At 66.0% G+C, this 23,270-nt stretch carries 18 protein-coding genes and 1 pseudogene; 12 read left to right on the top strand and 7 right to left on the bottom strand.

Annotated features, from left to right (window positions below; translation table 11 throughout):
- Positions 1 to 24: 24 nt before the first annotated feature.
- On the top strand, positions 25 to 1,386 hold the full coding sequence (locus ACOYYX_RS11210; RefSeq protein ID WP_422930013.1) for a DUF1501 domain-containing protein: 1,362 nt from the start codon (positions 25 to 27) through the stop codon (positions 1,384 to 1,386).
- An 89-nt stretch (positions 1,387 to 1,475) separates the two neighbouring features.
- Here the strand turns inward: ACOYYX_RS11210 and ACOYYX_RS11205 are convergent, their stop codons facing one another.
- Positions 1,476 to 2,078: a hypothetical protein gene (locus tag ACOYYX_RS11205; protein ID WP_422930012.1), complete on the bottom strand. Its 603-nt coding sequence runs from the start codon at positions 2,076 to 2,078 to the stop codon at positions 1,476 to 1,478.
- A 272-nt stretch (positions 2,079 to 2,350) separates the two neighbouring features.
- Between ACOYYX_RS11205 and ACOYYX_RS11200 the strand changes: the two genes are divergently transcribed.
- From ACOYYX_RS11200 to ACOYYX_RS11180, 5 genes and pseudogenes are all read left to right on the top strand, one after another.
- Positions 2,351 to 2,995, top strand: coding sequence for a sigma-70 family RNA polymerase sigma factor (locus ACOYYX_RS11200; RefSeq protein ID WP_422930011.1), 645 nt, complete (start codon positions 2,351 to 2,353; stop codon positions 2,993 to 2,995).
- A complete protein-coding gene (locus ACOYYX_RS11195; RefSeq protein ID WP_422930010.1) occupies positions 2,992 to 6,618 on the top strand; it encodes a protein kinase domain-containing protein in 3,627 nt (1,208 codons plus the stop codon). Before ACOYYX_RS11200 ends, ACOYYX_RS11195 begins: the two co-directional genes overlap by 4 nt.
- A gap of 1,012 nt (positions 6,619 to 7,630) precedes the next feature.
- A pseudogene (locus ACOYYX_RS11190) lies at positions 7,631 to 7,912 on the top strand (hypothetical protein); the annotation flags it as partial.
- A gap of 318 nt (positions 7,913 to 8,230) precedes the next feature.
- Entirely contained in the window at positions 8,231 to 8,857 is a 627-nt protein-coding gene (locus ACOYYX_RS11185; RefSeq protein WP_422931730.1) for a hypothetical protein, read from the top strand.
- Positions 8,858 to 9,168: 311 nt separating this feature from the next.
- Positions 9,169 to 9,711 carry an RNA 2'-phosphotransferase gene (locus ACOYYX_RS11180; protein WP_422930009.1) on the top strand — a complete coding sequence of 181 codons (543 nt, stop codon included), beginning with the start codon at positions 9,169 to 9,171 and terminating at the stop codon, positions 9,709 to 9,711.
- A gap of 94 nt (positions 9,712 to 9,805) precedes the next feature.
- Here ACOYYX_RS11180 and ACOYYX_RS11175 read toward each other — a convergent pair whose 3' ends face one another.
- Positions 9,806 to 11,125 carry a hypothetical protein gene (locus ACOYYX_RS11175; protein WP_422930008.1) on the bottom strand — a complete coding sequence of 440 codons (1,320 nt, stop codon included), beginning with the start codon at positions 11,123 to 11,125 and terminating at the stop codon, positions 9,806 to 9,808.
- Positions 11,126 to 11,510: 385 nt separating this feature from the next.
- Between ACOYYX_RS11175 and ACOYYX_RS11170 the strand changes: the two genes are divergently transcribed.
- Positions 11,511 to 12,131 (top strand): SprT-like domain-containing protein, encoded by a 621-nt coding sequence (locus ACOYYX_RS11170; protein WP_422930007.1) that lies wholly within the window; start codon positions 11,511 to 11,513, stop codon positions 12,129 to 12,131.
- A 167-nt stretch (positions 12,132 to 12,298) separates the two neighbouring features.
- Positions 12,299 to 13,747 (top strand): sigma-70 family RNA polymerase sigma factor, encoded by a 1,449-nt coding sequence (locus ACOYYX_RS11165; protein ID WP_422930006.1) that lies wholly within the window; start codon positions 12,299 to 12,301, stop codon positions 13,745 to 13,747.
- A gap of 54 nt (positions 13,748 to 13,801) precedes the next feature.
- Here ACOYYX_RS11165 and ACOYYX_RS11160 read toward each other — a convergent pair whose 3' ends face one another.
- From ACOYYX_RS11160 to ACOYYX_RS11140, 5 genes are all read right to left on the bottom strand, one after another.
- On the bottom strand, positions 13,802 to 15,598 hold the full coding sequence (locus ACOYYX_RS11160; RefSeq protein ID WP_422930005.1) for an NADPH-dependent assimilatory sulfite reductase hemoprotein subunit: 1,797 nt from the start codon (positions 15,596 to 15,598) through the stop codon (positions 13,802 to 13,804).
- 60 nt (positions 15,599 to 15,658) lie between these two features.
- A complete protein-coding gene (locus ACOYYX_RS11155) occupies positions 15,659 to 16,600 on the bottom strand; it encodes a nitrilase-related carbon-nitrogen hydrolase (RefSeq protein ID WP_422930004.1) in 942 nt (313 codons plus the stop codon).
- Positions 16,601 to 16,644: 44 nt separating this feature from the next.
- Positions 16,645 to 16,779, bottom strand: coding sequence for a hypothetical protein (locus ACOYYX_RS11150; RefSeq protein ID WP_422930003.1), 135 nt, complete (start codon positions 16,777 to 16,779; stop codon positions 16,645 to 16,647).
- A gap of 64 nt (positions 16,780 to 16,843) precedes the next feature.
- Positions 16,844 to 17,302, bottom strand: coding sequence for a DUF983 domain-containing protein (locus tag ACOYYX_RS11145; protein WP_422930002.1), 459 nt, complete (start codon positions 17,300 to 17,302; stop codon positions 16,844 to 16,846).
- Between the two features lie 67 nt (positions 17,303 to 17,369).
- Positions 17,370 to 17,756, bottom strand: coding sequence for a Rieske (2Fe-2S) protein (locus tag ACOYYX_RS11140; protein ID WP_422930001.1), 387 nt, complete (start codon positions 17,754 to 17,756; stop codon positions 17,370 to 17,372).
- A 251-nt stretch (positions 17,757 to 18,007) separates the two neighbouring features.
- On the opposite strand from ACOYYX_RS11140, the gene ACOYYX_RS11135 reads away from it, so the two are divergent.
- The 4 genes from ACOYYX_RS11135 to ACOYYX_RS11120 all read left to right on the top strand — a co-directional run bounded on the left by ACOYYX_RS11135 (position 18,008) and on the right by ACOYYX_RS11120 (position 23,180).
- Positions 18,008 to 19,639 carry a sigma 54-interacting transcriptional regulator gene (locus ACOYYX_RS11135; protein ID WP_422930000.1) on the top strand — a complete coding sequence of 544 codons (1,632 nt, stop codon included), beginning with the start codon at positions 18,008 to 18,010 and terminating at the stop codon, positions 19,637 to 19,639.
- Between the two features lie 350 nt (positions 19,640 to 19,989).
- Positions 19,990 to 20,352, top strand: a complete 363-nt coding sequence (locus tag ACOYYX_RS11130; RefSeq protein WP_422929999.1) for a response regulator — start codon at positions 19,990 to 19,992, stop codon at positions 20,350 to 20,352.
- 242 nt (positions 20,353 to 20,594) lie between these two features.
- Positions 20,595 to 21,764 carry a sialidase family protein gene (locus tag ACOYYX_RS11125; RefSeq protein WP_422929998.1) on the top strand — a complete coding sequence of 390 codons (1,170 nt, stop codon included), beginning with the start codon at positions 20,595 to 20,597 and terminating at the stop codon, positions 21,762 to 21,764.
- A gap of 177 nt (positions 21,765 to 21,941) precedes the next feature.
- A complete protein-coding gene (locus ACOYYX_RS11120; protein ID WP_422929997.1) occupies positions 21,942 to 23,180 on the top strand; it encodes a 3-dehydroquinate synthase in 1,239 nt (412 codons plus the stop codon).
- The last annotated feature ends 90 nt before the right edge of the window (positions 23,181 to 23,270 follow it).

The raw sequence follows: 23,270 nt of genomic DNA, 5'->3' as shown, positions 1-23,270 counted from the left end.
AGCACGCCCAGAGAGAGCCAAGCCATGCTGCTGATGCCCTGCTATGGACCGCTCCGCCGCCGGGAGTTCCTCCGGCTCGGCACCCTCGCCCTCGGCGGCCTGGGGCTATCCGACCTGCTGGCGGCCAGGGCCGCGGCGGCGAGGCCCGACCCGGATACGTCCGTCATCCTCTTCTGGATGTGGGGCGGGCCCAGCCAGTTCGAGACATATGACCCCAAGCCCGACGCCCCCGACTCGATCCGAGGCCCCTTCCGCCCGATCCAGAGCAAGGTCCCGGGCATGGACTTCTGCGAGGTCTTCCCGCTCCAAGCCGGGATCGCCGACAAGATCACCCTGATCCGCTCGCTGCACCACGAGATGTCGGCGCACAACGACGGCTCGATCGAACTGCTCACCGGCAAGACCCCCGCACGACCCGATCCGACCTCCACGGCGCTCTCCGACCACCCCGACTTCGGCATGGTCGCCAGCCGGATGCGCGGGGTCCGGGCCGACGGGATCCCCCAGTATGTCGGGATCCCCAAGCAGCCGTTCATGACCCGGACCAACTACCTGGGCGTGGCGCACTCGGCCTTCCCGACCGGCGACCCGTCGATCCCCAATTTCCAGCCCCCCGGCCTGGCCATCGCCGCGGGCGTGGACGGCAAGCGGCTCGAGGATCGTCGCGGCCTCCAGGGTCAGTTCGACAACCTCCGCCGGAGCCTGGACGGGCTCGGCCGAGAGGTCGGCGGCGACCCCTTCCGCGACGCGGCCTTCCAGATGCTCACGAGCCCGAGGGTCGCGTCGGCCTTCGACCTCTCGCGCGAGGATCCTAAGCTCAGGGACCGCTACGGCCGCCACCTCTGGGGGCAGAGTTGCCTGCTCGCCCGTCGGCTGGCCGAGGCGGGCACGTCCGTCATCACCATCGACGCCCTCGCCCCGACCCTCTCCGACCGCTATTTCAGTTGGGACGACCACATCAACGTGCAGACCCGCTGGGATCTCCGCGACGCGATGCGCTACCGGGCCCCGTTCATGGACCAGGCCCTCACGGCCCTGATTGAGGACGTCTACGCCCGGGGCCTCGACCGCAAGGTGATGATCGTGGCTGCCGGCGAGTTCGGCCGCACCCCCAAGCTCGCCCTCGCCGACGGCCTCATCGGCCGCGACCACTGGCCCGCATCTCAATCAGCCCTGATCAGCGGCGGCGGCCTCCGCGTGGGCCAGGTTGTCGGCTCGACCGACCGCCGCGGCGAGTACCCCTCCGAACGCCCGCTCACCCCGAAGGACCTCCTCGCCACGATCTACCGGCATCTCGGCATCAACTTCCGCTCCGAGTTCCAGGACCAGACCGGCCGCCCCTTCCCCATCCTGGCCGACGGCGACCCGATTCAAGAGTTGGCTTGATTGACTTGTCACGTCTTCCCATTTCTCTTGGCCATTCATATCGAGATTACAATTAAGTCGCCGGATAGTCACTCTACCTTTTCACTACATCAAGGCGCAATTGCATTGAGGAAGGCCTCGGTGACGGTGTGGATCCTGGCCGAAGGGAATTTCGACTCGACGTCGCGATCGGCGGCGGCGTTCATCTCCGCGAGGATATCGAGGAGCTCCTGGCAATGGAGGGGCTCATCGTAGGGGTGGCGGATGTAGGTGATGTCGGAGTATCCGCCGTTGATCTGATGGCCACGGATCGTCAGGCCGTAGCGGAGAGCCTGCAACTTCCGGTCGTCGAGGACGCGACGCAGGTCGTCGTGATTCTTGGCGATGGGGGACGGGGCATCGGCCAATTCGATCAACTCGCCGGGGAGCCAGAGGTCGACGACCTCCGACCTCACGACGATCCCCGACCCACCGGCCCCCTGCTCTTTTTCCGGCTCAGAGCCATCGGCCGGGCCGAGCGTGCGGGCGTTGGCGTAGATCAAGACGGCGATCATCAGGGCGAGCACGGCCGCCAGGCCGAAGGTGTCGAACCCGGCCTGACCCGCCCGGCCGAGCGTCGTGCCGACCGTTTCGGGGATGAGGCGGAATCGTCGCGAGGGCGGGGTCGGGGTCGAAGACGGGCCGCGCATGGCTTGATCGTGCTTGGGGGACATCGCGAGACTCCGAAGGCGTTGGGAATGGGCCACAAGTCCTCATTCCTTAGACCGCGCCGGGGTCGCGAAACGAGACAACTGTCATTGAGCAATTTTCGGAGTCAAGACCCGTGGCCCCATCGTGGGAAAAATCGTCGACAAAAATTTTCGGATGAGTGTCCTGTCAACCGATGTTGGCGCGGTTAAGGTAGGGATCGGGCTTGCGCGAGGGGGAATTTCCCCCTCAGAAATGGGTGGTCCACGTCGGCCCGACCCCTCGGCGCCGAGATTCCATGACGAGCGAATCGACCGAAACGACGCGGCTGCTGGAACAGGCGTCGCTGGGGGATCCGGCCGCGATCGAGACGATCCTGATGCGGCACCGTCAGCGGCTGCGCAGGATGGTCGTCGCCCGGCTCGACCAGCGCCTGAGCAAGCGGATCGACCCCTCCGACGTGATCCAGGAGGCGTATCTGGAGGCCTCGGTCCGGCTCCCGGCCTATCTCCGCGAGCCGAAGATGCCGTTCTTCCTCTGGCTCCGGTTCCTCACGGCGCAGAAGATCATCACTCTGCACCGGAAGCACATCGGGGTCCAGATGCGGGGCGCCGGCCAGGAGGTCGCGCTCGCCTGCGGGATGTTCCCCCAGGCGTCGTCGGCGGCGATCGCGGCCGACCTGCTCGACCAGGGGACGCGGCCCAGCGAGGCCGCCGTCCGCGCCGAGAGGAACGAACGGCTCCGGCAGGCCCTGGATCAGTTACCCCCGCTCGACCGCGAGGCCCTGGCCCTCCGCCACTTCGAGCAACTGAGCCGCTCCGAGATCGCCATCGTGCTCGGCGTCACAGAGGCCGCCGCGGGCAAGCGCTACCTCCGCGCCCTCGAGAAGCTCAAGCAACTCCTCGACCCCTTCGAGGGCGATCGGGAGGGCCTCTTCCCTTGATCGACACGAAGTCCGATCCCGACTCAGGCTCCGATTCCGACTCCGAATTCGACCCCGTCGACCTCCTGATCGACGCCTTCCTCGACCGCTATCGCCGGGGCGAACGGCCGTCGATCCAGAGCCTCGCCCAGGAGCATCCCGAGCACGCCGACAGGCTCCGCTCCCTGATCCCCGCGATGCTGGCGATGGAGAAACTCGGCGACCCGAGCGATCCCAGGTCCGGCGCCGGCCACCCCGGCCTCGTCGGCAAGATGCCCGAGCGCCTGGGGGATTATCTACTGATCCGACCGCTCGGCTTCGGCGGGATGGGGACCGTGTATGAGGCGATCCAGGAGTCGCTCGGCCGCCACGTCGCGTTGAAGACGATCCCCTCGCCCCACCCCGACGACGCCAACCGGCTCGAGCGGTTTCGACGCGAGGCCCTGGCCGCCGCGAGGCTCCAGCATCCGCACATCGTCCCCGTCTTCGGCCTCGGCGAGCACGAGGGGCGGCACTTCTATACCATGCAGTTCATCGAGGGGCGCAGCCTCGACTTCGTGCTCCGCGAGGCCGGTCGGCTCAAGTCCGACCCGCAAGGCGATCCCGATATCCATGATTTCGGTGTTGAAGATCCGAGAACCCTTTCCACCCACCTGGCGCTCGGATTGCGCCGGGGGAACTATCTCCCGCAGGGGGCGGCCGCTTCGGGATTCTCCAGGTCGTCGACGACGGCACTCGCCTCGGGCGGCGCGACGCGGTCGGGATCGACGCGTGAGGCCGGGTCGCACTACCTCCGGAGCGCCGCCTGGCTCGGGGCGCAGGTGGCCGAGGCCCTCGACTACGCCCACAAGCAGGGGGTGCTCCATCGCGACATCAAGCCGTCGAACCTGCTGCTCGACGCCAACGGCCACGTCTGGGTGGCCGACTTCGGGCTGGCGAAGACGCAGGACTGCGACGACCTGACGCGCACCGGCGACATCGTGGGCACCCTCCGCTACATGGCCCCGGAGCGGTTCAACGGCTGGTCCGACCCGAGGAGCGACGTCTTCGCGCTCGGGGCCACGCTCTATGAGCTCTTCGCCTTCCGCCCGGCCTTCGACGAGACCGACCGGATCAAGCTGGTGGATCGCCTGCTCCACGGCGGGCCTACCCCGCTCCGGCAGCTCGACCACCGCTTCCCCCGCGACCTCGAGACGATCGTCCTCAAGGCCCTCTCCAACAGCTCGAGCGAGCGTTACACGACGGCCGGGCACCTCGCCGACGACCTCCGCCGGTTCGTGGAGGGGAGGCCGATCGAGGCCAGGCGCTCGAACCTCTTCGAGCGTGCCTGGCGCTGGGGTCGGCGCAGCCCCATCGAGGCCGGCGCGGCCGTCACGGTGGTCGCGACGCTTAGCCTCGCCGTGGCCGTGTCGATGAACCACGCGAACGAGAAGGCGAAGGCCGCCGACGAGGTCGGGAAGCTCGCGAAGCAGCTCGCCAAGGAGCGCGGGGACCTGCGGGTCTCGCTCGCCGAGTCGCAGCGGCTCCTGGCCATGCGCGACTTCGAGCGGGGGCAGACGGCCTTCGAGAAGGAGCAGGTCGGCGTCGGCCTCCTCTGGATGATGGAGACCTGGCGCTCGGCGACGGCGGCGGGGGACCTCGCCTGGCGGGACGTGGCGCTCGCCAACGTCTCGGCCTGGGGCGATCACCTCCCGCGCCTCAAGGGGCTCCTCTCCCACGAGGGCTCGATCAACGCGGCCCGCTTCAGCCCCGACGGCAGGACGATCGTCACCGGCGGCGACGACGGCAAGGCCATCCTCTGGGAGGCCGGCACCGCCGAGCCGATCGACCGGCCGATCGCCCACCCGGGCATCGTCTCGTGCGTCGCCTTCAGCCCCGACGGCAAGCGACTCCTGACGGGGGGCAGCGACGGCAATGCCAGGCTCTGGGAGGCCGGGACCCTCCGGGCGCTCGGGCCCGTCCTGCCGCACGGGGCGGACATCTCCGCCCTCGCCTTCAGCCCCGACGGCAATGTGATCGTCACCGGGGGCGCCGACGGCAAGGCCCGCCTCTGGGACGCCCGCGACGGCAGGCCGGTCGGCATTTCGCATCAGAGCCGGGGGAAGGTGATGGCCATCGCCTTTCAGCCCGGCCGGGACATTGTCGCCGTCGGGATCGGGAACGGCTCGGTCGACCTCCTCGACGCCCACGACGGCCGCCTGATCGGCTCGCCCGTCAAGAACAGCAACATGATCCTCGCCCTGGCCTTCAGCCCCGACGGCAAGACCCTCTTCACGAGCAGTTGGGGGGGCTGGGTGCAGGCCTGGGATATGACGACGCACAGGCCGACCGCCGTCGACCTCAAGGCGCTCCGGGGCAACATCCGGGCGATCGCCTTCAGCCCCGACGGCAGGATGTATCTCACCGGGGGCGAGGACAAGTCGGCACGCCTCTGGGACTCGAGGACGAACGAGCCCCTCGGGCCCCCGCTGTATCACCTCGGCCCGATCTCGACCGTGGCCTTTCGCGGCGACGGCAAGGCGTTCCTCACCGCGGGGAGCGACCGGACCGTGCGCGTCTGGGAGGCCGAGTCTTGCCTCTATGCCAGACCTTTGATGACGATCCAGGGGGGCGGGCAGTCGTTGGCGTTCAGCCCCGACGGGCATTCTTTCCTCGGGGCCAGGCGGAGCGGAGACGCCCAGGTCTGGAGCCTGGAGACCGGGACTCCCGAAGGGGGGATCCTCCCGGGGCGCGGACTCGTGACGAGCGTCGCCTGCGGCCCCGACGGCAAAGCCCTCCTCGTCGGCGGGAGCCCCGCCCGGCTCTGGAATCCTTCGAGCGAGGCCACCTCCGTCCGCTTCCTCTGGCATCCTAGCGGAGCCTCCGTCGTCGCCTTCAGCCCCAACGGCGAGGTCGTCGCGACCGGAGGCGCCGACCGCACGGTCCGCTTCTGGGACGCCCGCGACGCCGAGCCCCTGGGAGAACCCATCGAGCACTCGGGCTCGGTCGACTCCCTGGCCTTCAGCCCCGACGGCAAGGCCGTCGTCTCGGGGCTCGACGGCGGCTCGGCCCAGGTCTGGAGCCTGGCGACCCGGAGGCCGGTCGGCCCGGCGATGCCCCACCCGGGCGCGGTCAGTGCCCTGGCCTTCAGCCCCGACGGCAAGACAGTCGTCTCCGGCTGCGAGGACGGCATGGTCCGGATCTGGGATCCGAGTTCGGGGACGCAGGTCGTCCCCCCCTTGCCGCATCAGGCCTGGGTCTTCGCGGTCGCGTTCAGCCCCGACGGCAAGTCGGTCCTCTCCGGGAGCCGCGACAAGACCGTCCGGATCTGGCACGCCGCCACCGGCCAGCCGATCGGCCCCCCCTTCCCCCACCCTGCCCAGCTCTGGAACGTCGCCTTCGCCCCCGACGGCAAGTCCATCCTGACGGGCGACACGCACAGCGTCGCGCGGGTTTACGAGGTCCCTCGCACGCCCCTCGACGCCCCCGACCTGATGATGAGCCGCCTCGAAGTCCTCACCGGCCTGAGGCTCGACGCCAGCCAGGGCGCCATCTCCACCCTCGACAACGCCTCCTGGCGAGCGACCCGCCGGCGCCTCGCCCGGCCGTCCTCCGAGCATGGACCCGGGAAAGTTCGGCCCGGTCCTCAGGCATCATCCCGGTAGCGGGCCAGACCTCCAACCCCGCCATATTTCGAGGTGGCCGAGATCCGCCACCCACTCATTTCATCCGGGGAATACGTGGCCAGAATCTCTCGGCGCTCCGTCGGACGAGTTCGCGCGGCTCTCGATCCCTGGCGACCACGCCCGCCTTCCTGACCCATACCTGATTCGCACATCTCCCATTATGCCGTGCTCCGAGGCGACAAGCCGGGCGGCATGACCTGCTCGAGCCAGTTCCATCCAGGTTGTGCGAGGTTGCGCACAAGCCGAAATTCATCGTCGTCCCTCTCGCATCATGGGAAGACCGACTCGGCATGCGACCGGGAGCGCCCATGTGAGCGAGAGGATTGGTCGTCGGAGTCAGGAGCGGACCCCCTTCACCCGGAGAAGCTCCTGGGATGAGTTGCCACGCGGAGCACACTACGCAGGATGCGGCAATTTTTTCCATGAACACCGATTTTATGGCTTTGCTATAGTATTCGTTTGTCACTCTATAAAACTCTCTTATCAAGCCTTTAGCTTTACGTTCCAGCCAGGGCAAAGATCCAACTTCAACGGAAACCCCAACTTGCAGCGACAGGCCCGTTCTCACGTTCGCAATGACCGACTTTGCGTCCTCGCAACCCACTCGAGAGCCCGGCCAGGGCCAGTAGCGCAGTAGGGCAGCCTGTCGGCCATCACAGGAAGCTGCAAGGGGAGCTTGGCTGCCTCGTCACAGGGCGACGGGGCTCGTGCTGAAGTTCTAACAATTCGATGGTGAAATCCTTCTCAGAGGTTGGCTAAACCTCTCCCTGGGCAACCAAAAGACCGGGTTGCTCACAAGCCGCCAGGGGCCCCACCTGGCCGGAAATGACCATGTCGGCCTTGGCGGAAATCAGCCACCAGGGCGAAGTTGCGTCGATCAAAAATCCCGGGAGGCCTGGGAACCTGCGTTGCTTCGGATGTGTGCGGGAGGTAAAAAGAAAGGCCTCACAGCAGCGCCAACTGCTGTGAGGCCTTTAGATTTTGATATCGAGTGGGTCAGGCGCCAACCTGCCACTCATTGGGCGCACTCGGAGGTAACCCAGTGCACAACGTAGATTGTACGCGCCGAACTTCTGAATGCAATCCTGAAGCGAAAAATTCGGCCGATCGCTCGCCGCTGACGTTCGCGGCCCCCCTCTACTGGTGCCGGACCCCTCGGCCGGCCCTCGCGGCCGACATCAGCGACTCGGCCTTCCGGGTACTCGTCGCGATCGAAAGCCTTGCTCGTAAAGGACTTTGCTACGCGACGGACGACGAAATCGCCTTCGCCACGGGCAAGAGCCTCTCGGCCATCTCCAGGGCCCTGCGCGAACTTACGAACACGGGATGGATCGTCCGAGACCAGGGTGGCAGGAATCGTCGGATCGCCTTTACGTTTTCCTACGCTGGCATAGCCCGCGTAGAGCCATCGCCATCTGCGACGAACGAAACGTCCAGATTCGACTCCCAACTCGGTCGTCCTCGACAGGTAGATCGGTCGGAATCGGCGGCCCCCTGTATTAAGACAGAAAGAAAAGAGTCCAAATCAGAAAAACCCCGGTCGGTCGGTCCAGCTCGGGAGCGGCCGACCGGACCGACCGGGGAGACGAAAATGCAAATGCAGGAACCGACGCCCGAGCCGGTGCTGACGCCCGATCAAGCGATCGAGATGGCCAAGGGCTCCTGCCCCGTCCTCGCCCAGTTCGGCCGTGCCGCCCTCGTGAAGGAAGGCTGGACCGACGAGGCGATCGCATCGGCCGTCGGCCCGATCCCCCGCGGCCTGCGTTCGACGCTGCGACGTCCCTCGCGTGACCGGATCGTGCCTCGCACTCCCGTTTCGCCCGCCGCGACGAAGTCGGAACTGCCTGCCCCTCCCGCGCCGACGGGTTCGTCGAGCCCGAGGGGCATGGCCAACATGCTGGCCCGTTCCATGCGACCCGTCGCCCAGCCCCCCTCTCGTTCCGCCAGCCAAGCTGCGGGCAGCATCACCGGACTCTCGCGCCATCGGGGAGTCGCCCCGAGGCCATCGGCTCCCCCTGCCTACCCCACGCCAAGGCAGGCGTCGCCGCCCGACGCCAGGCGAACGAGTGGGGTCGCAGTTCCCCTCCAGTGTCGACAGGGTGAAGACCCTCGGGTCGAGCCGTCCTCGGGAGGATGTCCCCCGCGATCCGTTCAACCTGCGATCAAGACGGGATTAGCCGGAGCCTTCCGCGCCGGGCGACGCGTGCCCCAACCCTGAGGCCAATCTCCCGGCGATCGACCTCGAGAGAACGCGTAGATGTGGTTGGCCAGGGTTCCGACTCCGTTCGGAATACCCCGGATCGTCGTGTCGTCGCCACACTCGAAGGAGCCCAAAGTGTGACCCGAATCCGTACTCTCACCGTCCTGGTGTGAGAGACCGGTGCGGCCCGCGACTGCCGAACCTTTCTCGGCGTGGATAGTCTATTTCTCAACGGGGTTTCGTCGATGGAACCGGGAATCGACGGTCGCCCCTTTGATAAGGCCCGATCGAACTCTCCGCGAATCTCCGGATAATGGGAGACTCTTCAAGTGGAAAAGCGGCTCGTAACCATAAGTAAATACCTCGCCAAATACCTGAGGCACGCGCCGCAAGACCTCGGCCTCGAGCTCCAGCCCGGCGGCTGGGTCTCGGTCGATGACCTGCTCGCCGCCGCCGCGAAGCACGGATTCACGATCCCTTATGACGACCTCGTCGAGGTCGTCGAGATCAATGACAAGCGCCGCTTCTCGTTCGACGACACCGGCGACCTGATCCGCGCCAATCAGGGGCACAGCGTCGAGGTCGACCTCCAGCTCTCCCCGGCCGACCCGCCCGAGACCCTCTACCACGGCACGGTCGACCGCTTCCTATCCTCGATCCTCGAACAGGGCCTGATCCGAGGCAAGCGTCACCACGTCCACCTGTCCAAAGACGTGGAAACCGCCCGGCGAGTCGGCTCGAGGCGAGGCAAGCCCGTCATCCTCCTCGTCGCCTCCGGCCGCATGCAAGCCGACGGCCACGCCTTCTATGTCTCCGCCAACGACGTCTGGCTGACCGACGCCGTCCCGCCGGGCTACCTGACGCGAGTCTGACGAGGATCAAGCTTGAGAAGATGACTCGGATTTATCGATGAGCAACGTCGGGATGCAAGATGATGCATCCCGACCCCGGCATATCCCGATCAGATCACCAGGGATTGACCTGCTTGTTCTCGATGGACAGCCAGATGCACTCATTCGCGAGGCGCGGGGGCAGTTCCGGATAGAGGCCGAGCCACCACTTCGCGAAGCCGGCTTCGCTGCTGGGGATGATGCCCCGGCCGAACGACTTGACGAAGGCCTCGTGGAACGAGTCCAGCTTGATGTTGGCGAAGACGGCGGTCCGGCCCGACTTCCAGAGGCCGAGCTGCCAGTCGCAGATCATATAAGCCGACATCGCGGGGCCGACCATGTAGAAGGCCTGCGCCAGGCTCAGCTTGAGGGCCTGCTCCAGCGTGAGGCTCGCGCCATCCCGCGTCACCGGCTGACGAAAATCCACCGGGGGGAACTGCGAGGCCCCCAGGCGGCTGCACTCGTTCTCGAGCCACTTCCGGAACGAGTAGTCGAACGGCTTGAGCGCCGACGAATTCTGGAGCAGGGCGCGGACCGACCAGTGGAACTTGCGCCAGGGGAAGTGGCGGAAGGCCTCGGCGAGCGACTTGCCGACCGCGCCGCCGTGGGCTTCGAGGACCTTGAGCGACGCCTCGAGCGGCATGTCATCGCGCACGCCCAGCAGGTGCTGGCGAATCTCCGGCACTTCCCAGAGCGCGGCCAGATCGGGGATGCCGATCCCCCGCTTCCGCAGCGGCACGAATTCGGGCGCCTGCCTGGTCAACGCATCGACGCCGGCGAACTCGGCCGCGCGGAAGCCTTGCATGTCGATGCTGTGGCCCAGGAAGGCATGCCAGTTGAGGTCATCCTCGGTGTCGGGGATCGGGACCTCCGGCCGGTTCATGATCCAGGCCGCATAGCTCGCCCAGGCCCGGTCGAGTTCGGGGCACCCCGTCGAGATCGACTCCGGCACGCCCCTCGAACCGAGAGGCGGAGGCGCCGCTGCACTCTTCGCTGAGAGCGGCGGCGGAGTCGCTGGAGTGGGAGCCGACTTCGGGAGGTCGGGGGGCAGTTTGGGAGGAGTGCCCGACTTTACCTTGATGAAGAGATTCGTCTGAGGCCTAGTGAGCTTAGGATTGCATCTGCCGCACGGACTGAGATGTCCGGATGCCGCCTGCCAGGCCCAGGCCTCCAGCGCCGCGACATCGTCGGAGCAGGTCTTGATGAAACCCGTGGTGGTCCAGTTGTTCCTGGATCCCGTATTGATGGTCTCACACGAAGCCCGATGCAAGACGAGATACGAAGCGTCGGGTTCGCGGTTCGAGTTGACGACGTAGCCGCTCGGGTGTTTTGCGAGCCAGGCCAGGTAGGCGTCGTCGTCGTTGATGAATTGCTCGACCAGGTTTGATGCAGCCATCGGATCGTCTCCGGATTCGTGAGGAGCAAACAAAAAACGAGGGCACCGCACCGGCGCTTGACGTTGCGCCGTCCGTTGCCCTGCCTTTGCGTGCCCACGACCGGGTTCCCTTCGTGGACGGCATCGAACTTTCTGACGCCTGAGATTATGGAAGTTGAGACCTCGTGTGTCAATTCCTCACCAGCAAAGCGAGATTTCGCACAATCCATCCCCTCAATCGTGGGGACTGAGGAAGGATCTCCGAAGTCATGAGGGCTAAATCGATCGTAAATGGAGGTCGATTGGCACCGCGGTCGCCATACAATTGTGGGCCGGCGGGTTCGCCGGTCGCGACTTGAAATGGGGCGGTTCGGTCGGGTTAGGAGGCGGGCCCAGGGAGTTGGTCATGGACTTGAAGGAATTGGTCGACATCGCCGGCTCGGAGATCAAGTCGCATGGCTTGCGGGGCTGGACGTTCGCCCTGGCGAACACGAAGCGACGCCTGGGGGTTTGCAAATATCAGTCGAAGCGGATCGAGATCTCCGAGTTCCACGCGAGCAACAACCCGGCTTCCGTGGTGCTCGACACGCTCCGGCACGAGATCGCCCACGCCATCGCCGGGCCGGCTGCGAGGCATGGGCCGGTGTGGAAGGCGGTGGCGCTGAGGTTGGGCGCGAAGCCTCGCGCATGCGACAACTCGCGAGAGACGGTTCTCTCGCCCGGCCAGTGGCAGGCCACGTGCCCGACGTGTCATCATACGTTCCACCGTTACAGGCGTCCGACGAGCCTGAATGGGTATCGCTGCCGATGCAAGGGGCGATCTCCGCTCGTCTTCGAGTTCAAGGGGGACCCGGCGCTCGAGCCGCTGGTGCCTCAGACCCTCGAGGAATCGGCACGCTGGGAAGCGCGCTGTGCCGGCTGCGATCGCCTGCACCTCCGAACCCGGAGGCCCAAGGCGGGCCTCTGGCGCTGCAAATGCCCTCATGGGAGTGAGCTCACCTGGAGGGCCCGCCAGGGCCTGGCCTGAGATCCATCCGATCGAGGGTGATACCTCGCTCGAAGAAGGCAGAGGGCGAGAAATTCCGAGCCTCACGAATTCGAGAACCAGCCGGGCGGCCCGCGACATTATTGGGAAAGGACCGACTCGGGCACGGCGGGCTTGCGAAGGCGGCCCGCCTGGTGGGGGGAAATCTCGTGAGAGCCAAGCAACGCGATCGCGCCCTCTTTCGACAGATCCAGATCCTCTACAACATCGGGGCCGTCCGGGACATGACCGACGGCCAATTGCTGGAACGGTTCGCCACCGACGGGATCGAGGTCGCCGAGCTCGCCTTCTCGGCGCTGGTCGAGCGCCACGAGTCGCTCGTCTGGCGCACCTGCCTGGCGATCGTGCGCGATGAGCACGTGGCGGAAGACGCCTTCCAGGCCACTTTCCTCGTGCTGGTCCGCAAGGCCCGCTCGCTCTGGGTGCGAGACTCGCTCGGGCCCTGGCTGCACCAGGTCGCCTGCCGGACCGCGGCCTTTCATCGGTCGAGGCTCGTGCGTCGCCTCAAGAACGAGCAACGATTCGCGACGCAGGGCTCGGCCCGAATCTTCGACGGGCAACCCGCATGTGACCCCTTGCGCGACGAGGCAGTACACGAGGAACTGAACCGATTGCCCGAGAAGTATCGGAGGCCCCTCCTGCTCTGCGACCTGGAAGGCCGGACGCATCAGGAGGCTGCACGATTCCTAGGCTGGCCCGTCGGCACGATCAAGAGCCGGCAGGCGCAAGGGCGGAAACTGCTCCGCGAGCGATTGCTGCGGCGAGGCGTCGGTGTGGCGGTGGCCTCGTCGTTCTTCGACGCCTGGCGGAAGGACGCCGTCGCGGCCATTCCCGATAGGATCGCCAGGAATGCCGTCGACGCGGCGATGAAAATGGCGACTCGTCCCGTGATATCATCCATAGTTGGTTGCGAACTCATATGGGTTTTTGAGTATGTTTCAAATTGGATGGGGATGGTCTCGCTACGCCATCTCGTCCTGGCCGCGATGGCCATCGGGATCGCGACCGGAGGGGCGACTTTCGTAGGCGGAGGATCCGACGAGCCGGCGCGGGCGGGCCGGTTGGTCGCCCAGGTCGGTCGCGGAGATTCGCCCGAGAAAGAGCCGATGGGCCGGGGCTCGAAAGTCGAGGAGCCCGCCGAGGACCCGATACAGCGGAATGCCCAACGCCTGGCGACGCGCAAGGCCAAGGCCGCTTACGAGATCGCCAGGCTCAATCGCGAACTCGCCGAGATTGCCCTCGAGGAATTCCTGGAGGTCTCCTACCCGCGCGATCTGGCCGTGGCCCAATCCCACCTCAAGCTCGCCGAGGCCGAGGAAACCCGCTCGAAAGACACGCTCGACTGGGCCGAGAAGATGTTCAAGAAGGGCTACCTGTCCAAGGCGCAGAAGGTGGCGCGCGAGGCAAGCAATAAGGCGGCGCAATTTGCACGCGAGCAGGCCGGTGCCAAGCAAAAGGTCCTCATCGAGTACAGCCTGGATAAGAACACGAAGGCCTTGAAGAGTGATATCAGCAAAGCTCTTCATGAGGAAACGGTCAAGGAAGAGATCTGGAAGCGCGAGCAATCCAAGGTCGAGAAATTGGAGCGGAAGTCCTGACTCGATGGCGAACTGCCGGGCGGGAGGCTCGAAAGGGGCCTCCCGCCCGGAGGGTCATGCGGTGACGGTGGCGGCGAGGTTCTCGACGCCGAGCCGGTCGCAGAAGTCGCCGAAGGTCTCGCCGGGGTGGCGCTCGTCGCGGAAGCGGGTGAAGAGGGGGATCAACTCGGGGACGACCTTGTCGAAGGGGACGTAGTCCTTATAGACGACGTTGAGCCGGTCGCCGGTGGTGCGGCCGCCGAGGAAGATCGTGTAGGTGCCGGGGCCGGGGAGGCCATTGGCGTCGCGCGTGGCGGAGCGACCGACGAGGCCGATGTCGGCGTTATAAGGGCGGGCGCAGCCGTTGGGGCAGCCGGTCATCCGCACGGTGAACCGCTCATCGGCCAGGCCGAGACCGGGCAGCTCGGCCTCGAGCTCGTCCATGATCGTGGGGAGCGCCCGCTCGGATTCGGTCACCGCGAGGCCGCAGGTCGGGAAGGCCGGGCAGGCCATCGACCAGCGACGGACGGTGCTCATGCGCTCGACCGTGGCAATGCCGTGCGACTCGAGCCAGGCCTCGATCTCGGGGCGCCACGAGGGGTCGAGGCCGGTGAGCAGGATCGACTGCTGGCAGGTGAGCCGCGCGGGGGTCCGATACCGCTCGAAGAAGGCCTTCAGGCCGCTGAAGAGGCGGAACGAGCCCTCATCCTTGATCCGGCCGTTCTCGACGGGGATGCCGAGGAAGAGCTTGCCGTCCCCCTGCTCGTGCCAGCCGAGGTGGTCGTCGACGTCGGAGACATGCACATTCCTGGGATCGAGCAAGGGTTGCCCGAGGTACTCCTCGACCTTGGCGCGGAAGGCGGCGATCCCCCAGTCGTGGACGAGGTACTTGAGCCGGGCCCGCTTGCGGTCGGAGCGGTTGCCGTGGTCGCGGAAGACCTTCACGACGGCCTCGGAGACATCCAGGATCTCCGATCGATCCACGTAGCCGAGGGGCACCGCGAGGTAGGGGAAGGTCTTGTCGGCGCTCGGGGTTGTGCCCAGGCCGCCGCCGACGAGGACGTTGTAGCCGACGAGGACGCCCCCCTCGACGATCCCCAGGAAGCCGAGGTCGTTCGCATGAACGTCGGTGCAATTGTCCTCGGGAAGCGCGAACGCCGTCTTGAACTTGCGCGGGAGGTAGGCTTTGCCGTAGATCGGCTCCACGGCGTCGTCCCCAGGGGTCGGGACGCGGATCGGGCCGGCCACGGGGAGGAGCGGGTTGTCGAGCTTCTCGCCGTCGAGCCAGATATCCCAGTAGCTCGAGGATCGCGGGGCGACGTGCGAGGCCCAGAGCGAAGAATCGGCCTGCATGGCGTCGCGGATCGAGTCCTGGATCGGCGCGGGGCAGCAGAGGACGTTGCGCTCCACGTCGCCGCAGGCGGCCAGGGTCGAGAGGAGGACCTCGTTGATCGTCCGGACCGTCGCGGGGAGGTCGCGCTTGAGGACGCCGTGGATCTGGAACTCCTGCCGCGTCGTGATCCGCAAGGTGCCGTTGCCGACCGTCTCGGCCAGCGAGGCGACGGATAGGTATTGATCCGCTGTGGCGAGCTTGCCGCCGGGCATGCGGACCCGGACCATGAACTGATAGGCCTTCTCCTTCCCCTCGCGCTTCAGGCCCGTCCTCAGGTCGCGGTCGTCCTGCTGGTACGAGCCATGGAACTTGAGGACGTTCATCGCCTCCTCGCTGAAGTGGCTCTGGCCGTTCGTCAGCTCGTCGACGACCTGAACTTTGAGGTATTCGCTGGCCAGCTTGACGGCCTCGACCTTGCTGGGAGGCTTGGGGGTCTCGGAAGATTTTAATGAAGTCGTGTTCATTTTTGGATCGGACATGACGTGTCTCCTCGAGGGGCCGGTCGGCCCCGGATGGCTGCTGGTCGTCCTCGGGGTGGATCAGCGCGGCGAGGGGCCGGGCCGGGTGGTGACGGCCGGGGTGGGCGCCGTGTTGACGCGGAGCTGGAAGATGTCGGGGCGGGCGTAGTGGCCCACCGCGTCGAAGTCGAACTTGCCGCGGATGATCTCGTCCAGGTCGAGGTCGGCGGCGAGGATCCCGGGCTCGTCGAAGAGGGGGCCGGCCAGGACCTTACCCAGCGGGTCGACGATGCAGGAGCCCCCCCGGCAGATGACCCGATCGGGCTCGGCGTCGAGCATGCCGGGGTAGTCGGCCGGGTAGTCGGATCGCCGGGCGAACTGGTTGCAGGAGAGGACGAAACACCGACCCTCGAGGGCGATGTGCCGGATCGTCGCCAGCCAGGTTTCGCGCTCATCGGCCGTCGGGGCGCAGTAGATCTGGACCCCCTGCGCGTAGAGGTGCATGCGCAACATCGGCATGTAATTCTCCCAGCAGATGGCCCCGCCGACCCGGCCCAGGGGGGTATCGAGCACGGGCATCGTCGAGCCGTCGCCGCAGCCCCAGACGAGCCGCTCGGCGGCGGTCGGCATCAGCTTGCGGTGCTTGCCCTGGAGGCTCCCGTGCGCGTCGAAGTAGAGGATCGTGCAGTAGAGCGTGCCCCCTTCTCGCTCGATCACGCCCATGACGAGGTACGTGCCCGTCTCCCTGGCCAGGTCGCCGAGGAGGGCCGTGGCGGGGCCGGGGACCTCGATTGAGCTGGCCCAGTAACGGTGGTAGAGCTCGCGGCCTTCGGGCGTGCGCGAGCCGACCTTGACGCCGAAGTCCTGGCCTCGGGGATAGCCGGAGACGAAGGCCTCGGGGAAGACGACGATCTGCGCCCCCGTCTCGGCCGCACGCCTCGCCCGCTCCTGGGCCCGCTCCAAAGTACCGTCGAGGTCAAAGACCAAAGGGGCCGCCTGCACCACGGCCGCGCGGACTCTCATGACTCCTCCGGGATCGATGTCTGTTATATGCCGGCATGATCAAATCAGGACGCGTCCCGTGGCTTGCCGTTGCGGTCCTCGGAGGCCCAGAGGAACCAACCCCGGCCCAGGATCCCCGCGGCGAGCAGGCAGATGATGAAGAGGAAGAAGACGGTTCCGAAATAGGTCACGGGATCCATGAGACACCACCTATCCGTAGAAGAATGCGAGGGGAATCTCGATCGGACTGAACTTGCTTGGAGTTCAGAAGTTTGGATTCGTTTGCGGCTGGGCGTATTCGACGCCCTCTGATACCGGGGGTGCCGCCTGGCGAGGGCCCGGCTCCCGCATCTCGTCGCCTGTCCCCAAGGGGTCGAAGTAGCGATCGAAGTGGATGAACAGGACGCGTGAATATCGGAAGACCGCCGGGGCGAGCGGCAGGGTGATGACCCAGACCGCGAGCAGGATCCGGTGGAGCGGCCATGACGGCACGGCCCAGTATTTGCCCGCGACCGTGCCCGCGACCATCAGGGGGATCCCCAGGGCGTAGCTGAAGTACATGGCCCCGGTGAAATAGCCGGGACCACGCTCGAACTTGTAGCCGCAGGCCGGGCAGAACTCGTTCATCGCGAACCTGCCCCGGAAGACCCGCCCTGCCCCGCATTCCGAGCATCGCTGGCCCAGCAAGGCCCTGACGCTGAATCGATGCGGTGAGGTCAACATGGCGAGACTCGCGACGTATGAGTGAAAGAATGCCTGGATTCCAGAATAGATTGTCGACGGATTTCACTCATGTTAGCAATCCTATGGCCTTCTCGCCGGCCAGAGGTATCGAGGGGTAGGCCTCGACGGGGCGTTCCTGCGTATCGAAGGCGACTTGGATCTCGTCTCCCCGGATCCTCACGCCGTACGTCCGGACCCGGACCTGCGGGCGGTCGACCTCCCGACCATCGGCCAGGCGAAATCGCCAGCCATGCCCGCTGCATTGGACCACGCCGCATTCCATTTGGCCCTGGCTGAGCTTCCGCCCCTGGTGCGGGCAGGCATCGGCCATCGCATAGTATGTGTCATCGCAGTGGAAGATGACGACGCGCTTGCCCTCAATCCAGTATGACCGGGCCGAGCCCTCGGCGATCTCTCCAAGGCGAGCGACCGTGTGATATTCCCTGTCGGCCATTGGTATCGCTCGCTCCCCTCGGCTGTTCCCGAATGCTTCGTGTCGACCACACAACTCATCTAAAGCACGAATTGGGCCAAGCCCTCGAATTGGTCGCAAGTCTAATTTTGAAGGTGACTTGCGATTCATTGCTTTGATCTGACCTGCTGACGGAAATTCGTGAATTTGCGAGATTTCGCCACTCGTTTGCGAAATCTCGTAAGATGTGAGAGTCGACCATTTGAAGTCTCAAGGCAGAATCGAAAGCGAACATGCCCCCTCCCACCCAGGCCGCCCAGGAGCTCGGCCCGTATCGTCGGCTCCTGCTCGATATGGCGCAGGAGCGCTCGGCGGAGACGCTGCTGCAACTGATTGTCGAGCGGCTGGCGGGGTTGCCGGATGCGGCGCTGGCGAGAATCTGGCTGTTGCGGCCGGGGGATATCTGCGGGGTTTGCCGGGCGGCGGCGGCCTGCCCCGATCGGACGGCCTGCCTGCATCTGGTGGCAAGCGCGGGGAGGCCGCTTGGCGAGGGGGACAACTGGTCGGGCATCGACGGGCGGTTTCGTCGGTTCCCCGTCGGGGTGTACAAGGTCGGGCAGATCGCGGCGTGCGCCGAGGCGATCGAGGTCGTCGACATCCAGGAAGACGGGACTTGGCTCGCCGACGCGGCCTGGGCGGGGCGCGAGCAGATCCGAGGGTTCGCGGGGCAGCCCTTGATGCATCGCGGGCAGGTGCTCGGCGTGCTCGGGCTCTTCCTGCGGGCGAGGCTCGACCCGGAGTTGATGGTCTGGCTCCGCATGATCGCCGACCACGCGGCGGCGGCGATCGCGAATGCGCGGGCCTTCGAGGAGATCGAGCAGCTCAAGCGGCGGCTCGAATTCGAGAACAGGTACTTGCGCGATGAGGTCAAGGCGGCCAACGCGTTCGGCGAGATCGTCGGCAAGAGCCCGGCGCTCGAGGCGGTCCTCCAGCAGGTCGAGCTCGTCGGGCCGACGGATGCGAATGTGCTGATCCTGGGAGAGTCGGGGACGGGCAAGGAGCTCATCGCGCGGGCGATCCACGACCGGAGCCGTCGCCGCGACGGGCCGATGATCAAGGTGAACTGCGCCTCGATCCCTCGGGAACTCTTCGAGAGCGAGTTCTTCGGGCACGTCAAAGGGGCCTTCACGGGGGCGATCCGCGACCGGATCGGGCGGTTCGAGCTGGCGAGCGGCGGGACGCTCTTCCTCGACGAAGTCGGGGAGATCCCGCTCGACATGCAAGGCAAGCTCCTCCGCGTGATCCAGGAGCGGACCTTCGAGCGGATCGGCGAGGATAAGCCGAGGTCGGCCGACGTTCGGCTCATCGCCGCGACCAACCGGAACCTGAAGGATGAGGCTGAGGCCAAGCGGTTCCGCCAGGATCTATACTACCGCCTGAGCGTCTTCCCGATCGTCGTGCCGCCCCTCCGCGAGAGGCGCGAGGATATCCCCCTGCTCGCCGCCCACTTCATGCGGCTGAGCTGCCGACGGATGGGGATCCGGGATCAGCCCCTCACCCGCGAGCAGGTCGCGGAATTGCAAGCTCATGCGTGGCATGGGAACATTCGAGAGCTTCAGAATGTGATCGAGCGTGCCGCCATCCTCTCGCTGACGGGGCCCTTGCGTTTCGAATTGACGAAGCCTGCCAATATCGCTGTTAGGAGCCCCGACCGTTCGACATCCGGCGAGGTCGGGTCAGCGTCGCAGATGGACATACTCAACTACGCCGATCTCGAACGTCTGGAACGCGAGAGCGTCCTCGCGGCCCTCCGCAAGGCGCGTTGGAAGGTCTCCGGCGAGGGGGGGGCCGCGGAGATCCTTGGCATCAAGCCGACGACGTTGACCTCTCGGATAAAGGCCATGGGCATCCACCGGCCCGAGTAGCCTGGCCTCCGGGTTTGAGGCGATTGCGAGCTGGATAATCCTTGTAACGATCAAGGCCGTTGCATCGCGTGCGATGATACTACGAACAGCATTGTAGGCCTGTTCACGCCATGCGACGGATGCATGATGCCTCGGCGCCGCGAAATTGAAATCTCATCCAGAATTGGGGATGAATGGAACACGTCTTGCATTAAGGGTTTCTCCGGAGCCGGTTCGATGACAGGAGGTACTCGGACGTCTCATCGCTCGATTCGCGTGCGAATGTTCTCACATCAATGAGGAAGTGACTGTCGTGTAAGGCTAAGGGGTGCAGAGCGATGTGCCGACTACTCGTCGTCGAAGATCATGACATGACTCGGAACGTCCTGCGATCACGCTTCCTGAAGATGGGCTGGCAGGTCGACGCGGCCGCGACGGTGGGGGAAGCCCTGGCGTTGCTCGACTCCGAGCCGGCCCCCTGCTGTCTCATCCTCGACGTGGAATTGCCGGACGGGACGGGGGATGAGGTGCTCGACAAGATCCGTAACCTGAACCTGAAGACGAAGGTCCTCGTCTCCACGGGCACGACGGATCTGGACAAGCTCGAGGCCATGATCCGGCTCAAGCCCGACGGGTTCCTGCCCAAGCCGATGACCCCTCAGTTCGCGCTCGAGGACGTCGGTCGGGACTGCCCCTACGAGAGCCTCGGCATGGTCCACCCCTCTGCCCATTGATCGGCAACCCCCTGCGAGTTTGCCGAAGCCTTCGAACTTTGCTGATTCCGAGATTTCGAAGAACTTTTGCGCACGGCGGATCCAACCCAGGATCCGCCCGAAGATGATCAGGCGAACGATTGCCTCCTTGACGGGACAACGCCCGACGCTCAAGGTGGGAAGATCGATGGAGATCGGTCGTTCGCGGGCAGAATCGCCGTCTGATTCTCCATTCCAGGAAGCCGATCGAAGGAGATCGTCCGATGGTCTGTCGCCGGGCTCGAGGTTGGGTGTTCGCGCTGCGCCTTTGGCTGGTCGCCCTTGGGTGCCGGGGCACTTGCGGAATCGAGGCCGCCGAGGTCCCGGCTCAGAAGGTCGAGCACGTGGTCGTCTACCGCGAGGAAGGGCGGTTCGCGGGCTGGCCGGCCAACCACGGGATCTGGATCTGGGGGGACGAGATTCTCGTCGGATTCAGCCGCGGTTATTACAAGGACCGGGGCGACTTTCATCATATCGACAAGAGCAAGGCGGAGGAGTTCGCCTTCGCGAGGAGCAAGGACGGCGGCAAGACCTGGAAGCTCGAGGAGCCCGAGCCGAAGGGGATCCTCGTGGGCACACCCGGCATGAGGCACGGGCAGATGCCGCCGGGGGCCGTCGAGAGGCCGCTCCAGGATCTCGTCGAGAAGATCGACTTCACCCATCCCGACTTCGCCATGACGGTCCGGATGGAGAATACGAATAACGGGGTCTCGCGGCTCTTTTACTCGTACGACCGGGGCAAGTCGTGGCGAGGCCCCTATCGCCTGCCCCTCTTCGGGCAGAAGGGGGTCATGGGGCGCACCGACTACGTCGTCAACGGGCCGCACGACTGCCACCTGATCCTCACCGCATCGAAGTCGAACGGCAAGGAAGGACGCCCCTTCGCCGCGAGGACCAACGACGGCGGCCTGACCTGGAAGTTCCTATCGTTCATCGGCCCCGAGCCGGCCGGCTACGCGATCATGCCCTCGACGGTCCGGGTCTCCCCTTCGAGCCTCGTCACGACGATCAGGCGCCTCGACCCGTCGGAGAGCTGCATCGACGCTTATGGTTCCAGCGACGACGGGGCCTCGTGGTCGTTGCTCTCGAAGCCCGAGCCCGAGGCCGGCGAGGGGAATCCGCCGAGCCTGCTCCGGCTCGAGGATGGCCGGCTCTGCCTGATCTATGGGTTGCGCGCCAAGCCTTATGGGATCAGGGCCCGCTTGAGCTCTGACACGGGGAAGACCTGGAGCGAGCCGATTCGTCTCCGCGACGACGGCGGGGGCCGCGACGTCGGCTACGTGCGCTCGGTGATCCGGCCGGATGGCAAGATGGTCTCGGTCTACTACTATCACGATCGGAGCGGCCCGACCCGGTTCCTGGGGGGGACCATCTGGGAGGTCCCGAAGCCCTGAGCGAGGGTGCCGGCAGGATCGAGGGGACCCTCCCAAAGATTTTCCGGTCGGGGCGATTGACGACTCGACCCGGCCGGAAGCGGGCCGTATAGTAAGGTATTCGACCGCCCCCGCCGGCCAATCTCAAAGGCCCGGTCAGAGGTGACCCGCCCCACGAAACCTGGAAGCCTCGCGCCGATGACAATCGAGACGAATTCCATCCCAGCCGAGGTGCCGTTCGCCCCCGCGTTCGTGCATCGGTTGCGATTCACCGACGATATTTTCGGCGCCGACCAGCACGTCCTCGCCGAAGTCCTCGAGCAGACGGAAGGGCTCAAGGCTCGGGTCCAGTTCTGGGCCGACCAGCACGTCGCCGACGCCATGCCGGACCTCCGGGCGTCGTTGAAGACGTTCGCGACCCGGAACGCCGGCCGGCTCGAGCTCGCGGGCAACCTCCAGATCGTCCCCGGGGGGGAGGCGGTCAAGAACGACATCCACATCCTCGAGCGGATGCTCAAGGTCTTCCACGCGGCGAAGCTCGACCGCAGGAGCTACGTCGTCGTGATCGGCGGCGGGGCCGTGCTCGACGCCGTCGGGTTCGCGGCGGCGATCGCCCACCGGGGGATCAGGCTCGTCAGGCTCCCGACCACGACCCTCGCCCAGGCCGACTCGGGCGTCGGCGTCAAGAACGGGGTCAACCTGTTCGGCAAGAAGAACTGGCTCGGCTCGTTCGCGGTCCCCTGGGCCGTCATCAACGACTCGTCCTTGCTCGCCACCCTGCCCGACCGCGACTTCATCTGCGGATTCTCCGAGGCGGTGAAGGTCTCGCTCCTGAAGGATCCGGCCATGTTCGCCGAGATTTGCCGGGGTGCGTCCCGCATCCGGGAGCGGGATAACTCGGTGGCGTTGCCGATCATCAGGGCCTCGGCCGAGTGGCACCGCCGGCACATCACCCAGGGGGGTGATCCGTTCGAGTCGCTCGAGGCCAGGCCGCTCGACTTCGGCCACTGGTCGGCTCACAAGCTCGAGAGCATGACCGACTTCCAGGTCCGCCACGGCGAGGCCGTGGCTATCGGCGTGGCCATCGACTGCCTCTATTCGGCCATGGCGCTCGGCCTGCCGCAGGAGGTCGCCGACCAGGTCATGCAGTGCCTGATCGACCTCGGCTTCCCGCTGGGGCACGCGGTCCTGGCCGACAGCGAGAGCCTTTATCGGGGCCTCGAAGAATTCCGCCAGCACCTGGGCGGGCGGCTCACCCTGACAATGCTCAAGGGGGTGGGCATGCCCGTCGACGTCCACGAGATCGACTGGTCCCTGATGCGCAAGGCGATCGCTCGCCTGACCATCTCGCAGTCGCAGTCGACGCAGTCCATGCGCGAGACCCTGTCCCTCGACCCGACTTCATCCGACTGCACCCTCGCCAAGCCCGCCGAGTAAGTCCACCTTCGCGAGCCGGGGCCGGGAGCTTCCCCGGCCCGGCCGACGCCCGAAAACGTGACGAACGCACGCCCGGCGCCGACAATTGTC

It is taken from the genome of Singulisphaera chitinilytica, assembly GCF_049331405.1.
Lineage (GTDB): Bacteria > Planctomycetota > Planctomycetia > Isosphaerales > Isosphaeraceae > PoT.
Note: the sequence above shows the minus strand (reverse complement) of the source record. Positions and strands in the feature narration are given on the sequence as shown.

Bases quoted from the DNA above. Each gene is read 5' to 3' on its own strand.
- ACOYYX_RS11210 (WP_422930013.1), top strand. From the start codon at position 25: ATGCTGCTGATGCCCTGCTATGGACCGCTCCGCCGCCGGGAGTTCCTC.
- ACOYYX_RS11205 (WP_422930012.1), bottom strand. From the start codon at position 2,078: ATGTCCCCCAAGCACGATCAAGCCATGCGCGGCCCGTCTTCGACCCCG.
- ACOYYX_RS11200 (WP_422930011.1), top strand. From the start codon at position 2,351: ATGACGAGCGAATCGACCGAAACGACGCGGCTGCTGGAACAGGCGTCG.
- ACOYYX_RS11185 (WP_422931730.1), top strand. From the start codon at position 8,231: ATGCAAATGCAGGAACCGACGCCCGAGCCGGTGCTGACGCCCGATCAA.
- ACOYYX_RS11175 (WP_422930008.1), bottom strand. From the start codon at position 11,125: ATGGCTGCATCAAACCTGGTCGAGCAATTCATCAACGACGACGACGCC.
- ACOYYX_RS11170 (WP_422930007.1), top strand. From the start codon at position 11,511: ATGGACTTGAAGGAATTGGTCGACATCGCCGGCTCGGAGATCAAGTCG.
- ACOYYX_RS11160 (WP_422930005.1), bottom strand. From the start codon at position 15,598: ATGTCCGATCCAAAAATGAACACGACTTCATTAAAATCTTCCGAGACC.
- ACOYYX_RS11155 (WP_422930004.1), bottom strand. From the start codon at position 16,600: ATGAGAGTCCGCGCGGCCGTGGTGCAGGCGGCCCCTTTGGTCTTTGAC.
- ACOYYX_RS11150 (WP_422930003.1), bottom strand. From the start codon at position 16,779: ATGGATCCCGTGACCTATTTCGGAACCGTCTTCTTCCTCTTCATCATC.
- ACOYYX_RS11145 (WP_422930002.1), bottom strand. From the start codon at position 17,302: ATGTTGACCTCACCGCATCGATTCAGCGTCAGGGCCTTGCTGGGCCAG.
- ACOYYX_RS11140 (WP_422930001.1), bottom strand. From the start codon at position 17,756: ATGGCCGACAGGGAATATCACACGGTCGCTCGCCTTGGAGAGATCGCC.
- ACOYYX_RS11135 (WP_422930000.1), top strand. From the start codon at position 18,008: ATGCCCCCTCCCACCCAGGCCGCCCAGGAGCTCGGCCCGTATCGTCGG.
- ACOYYX_RS11130 (WP_422929999.1), top strand. From the start codon at position 19,990: ATGACTCGGAACGTCCTGCGATCACGCTTCCTGAAGATGGGCTGGCAG.
- ACOYYX_RS11125 (WP_422929998.1), top strand. From the start codon at position 20,595: ATGGTCTGTCGCCGGGCTCGAGGTTGGGTGTTCGCGCTGCGCCTTTGG.
- ACOYYX_RS11120 (WP_422929997.1), top strand. From the start codon at position 21,942: ATGACAATCGAGACGAATTCCATCCCAGCCGAGGTGCCGTTCGCCCCC.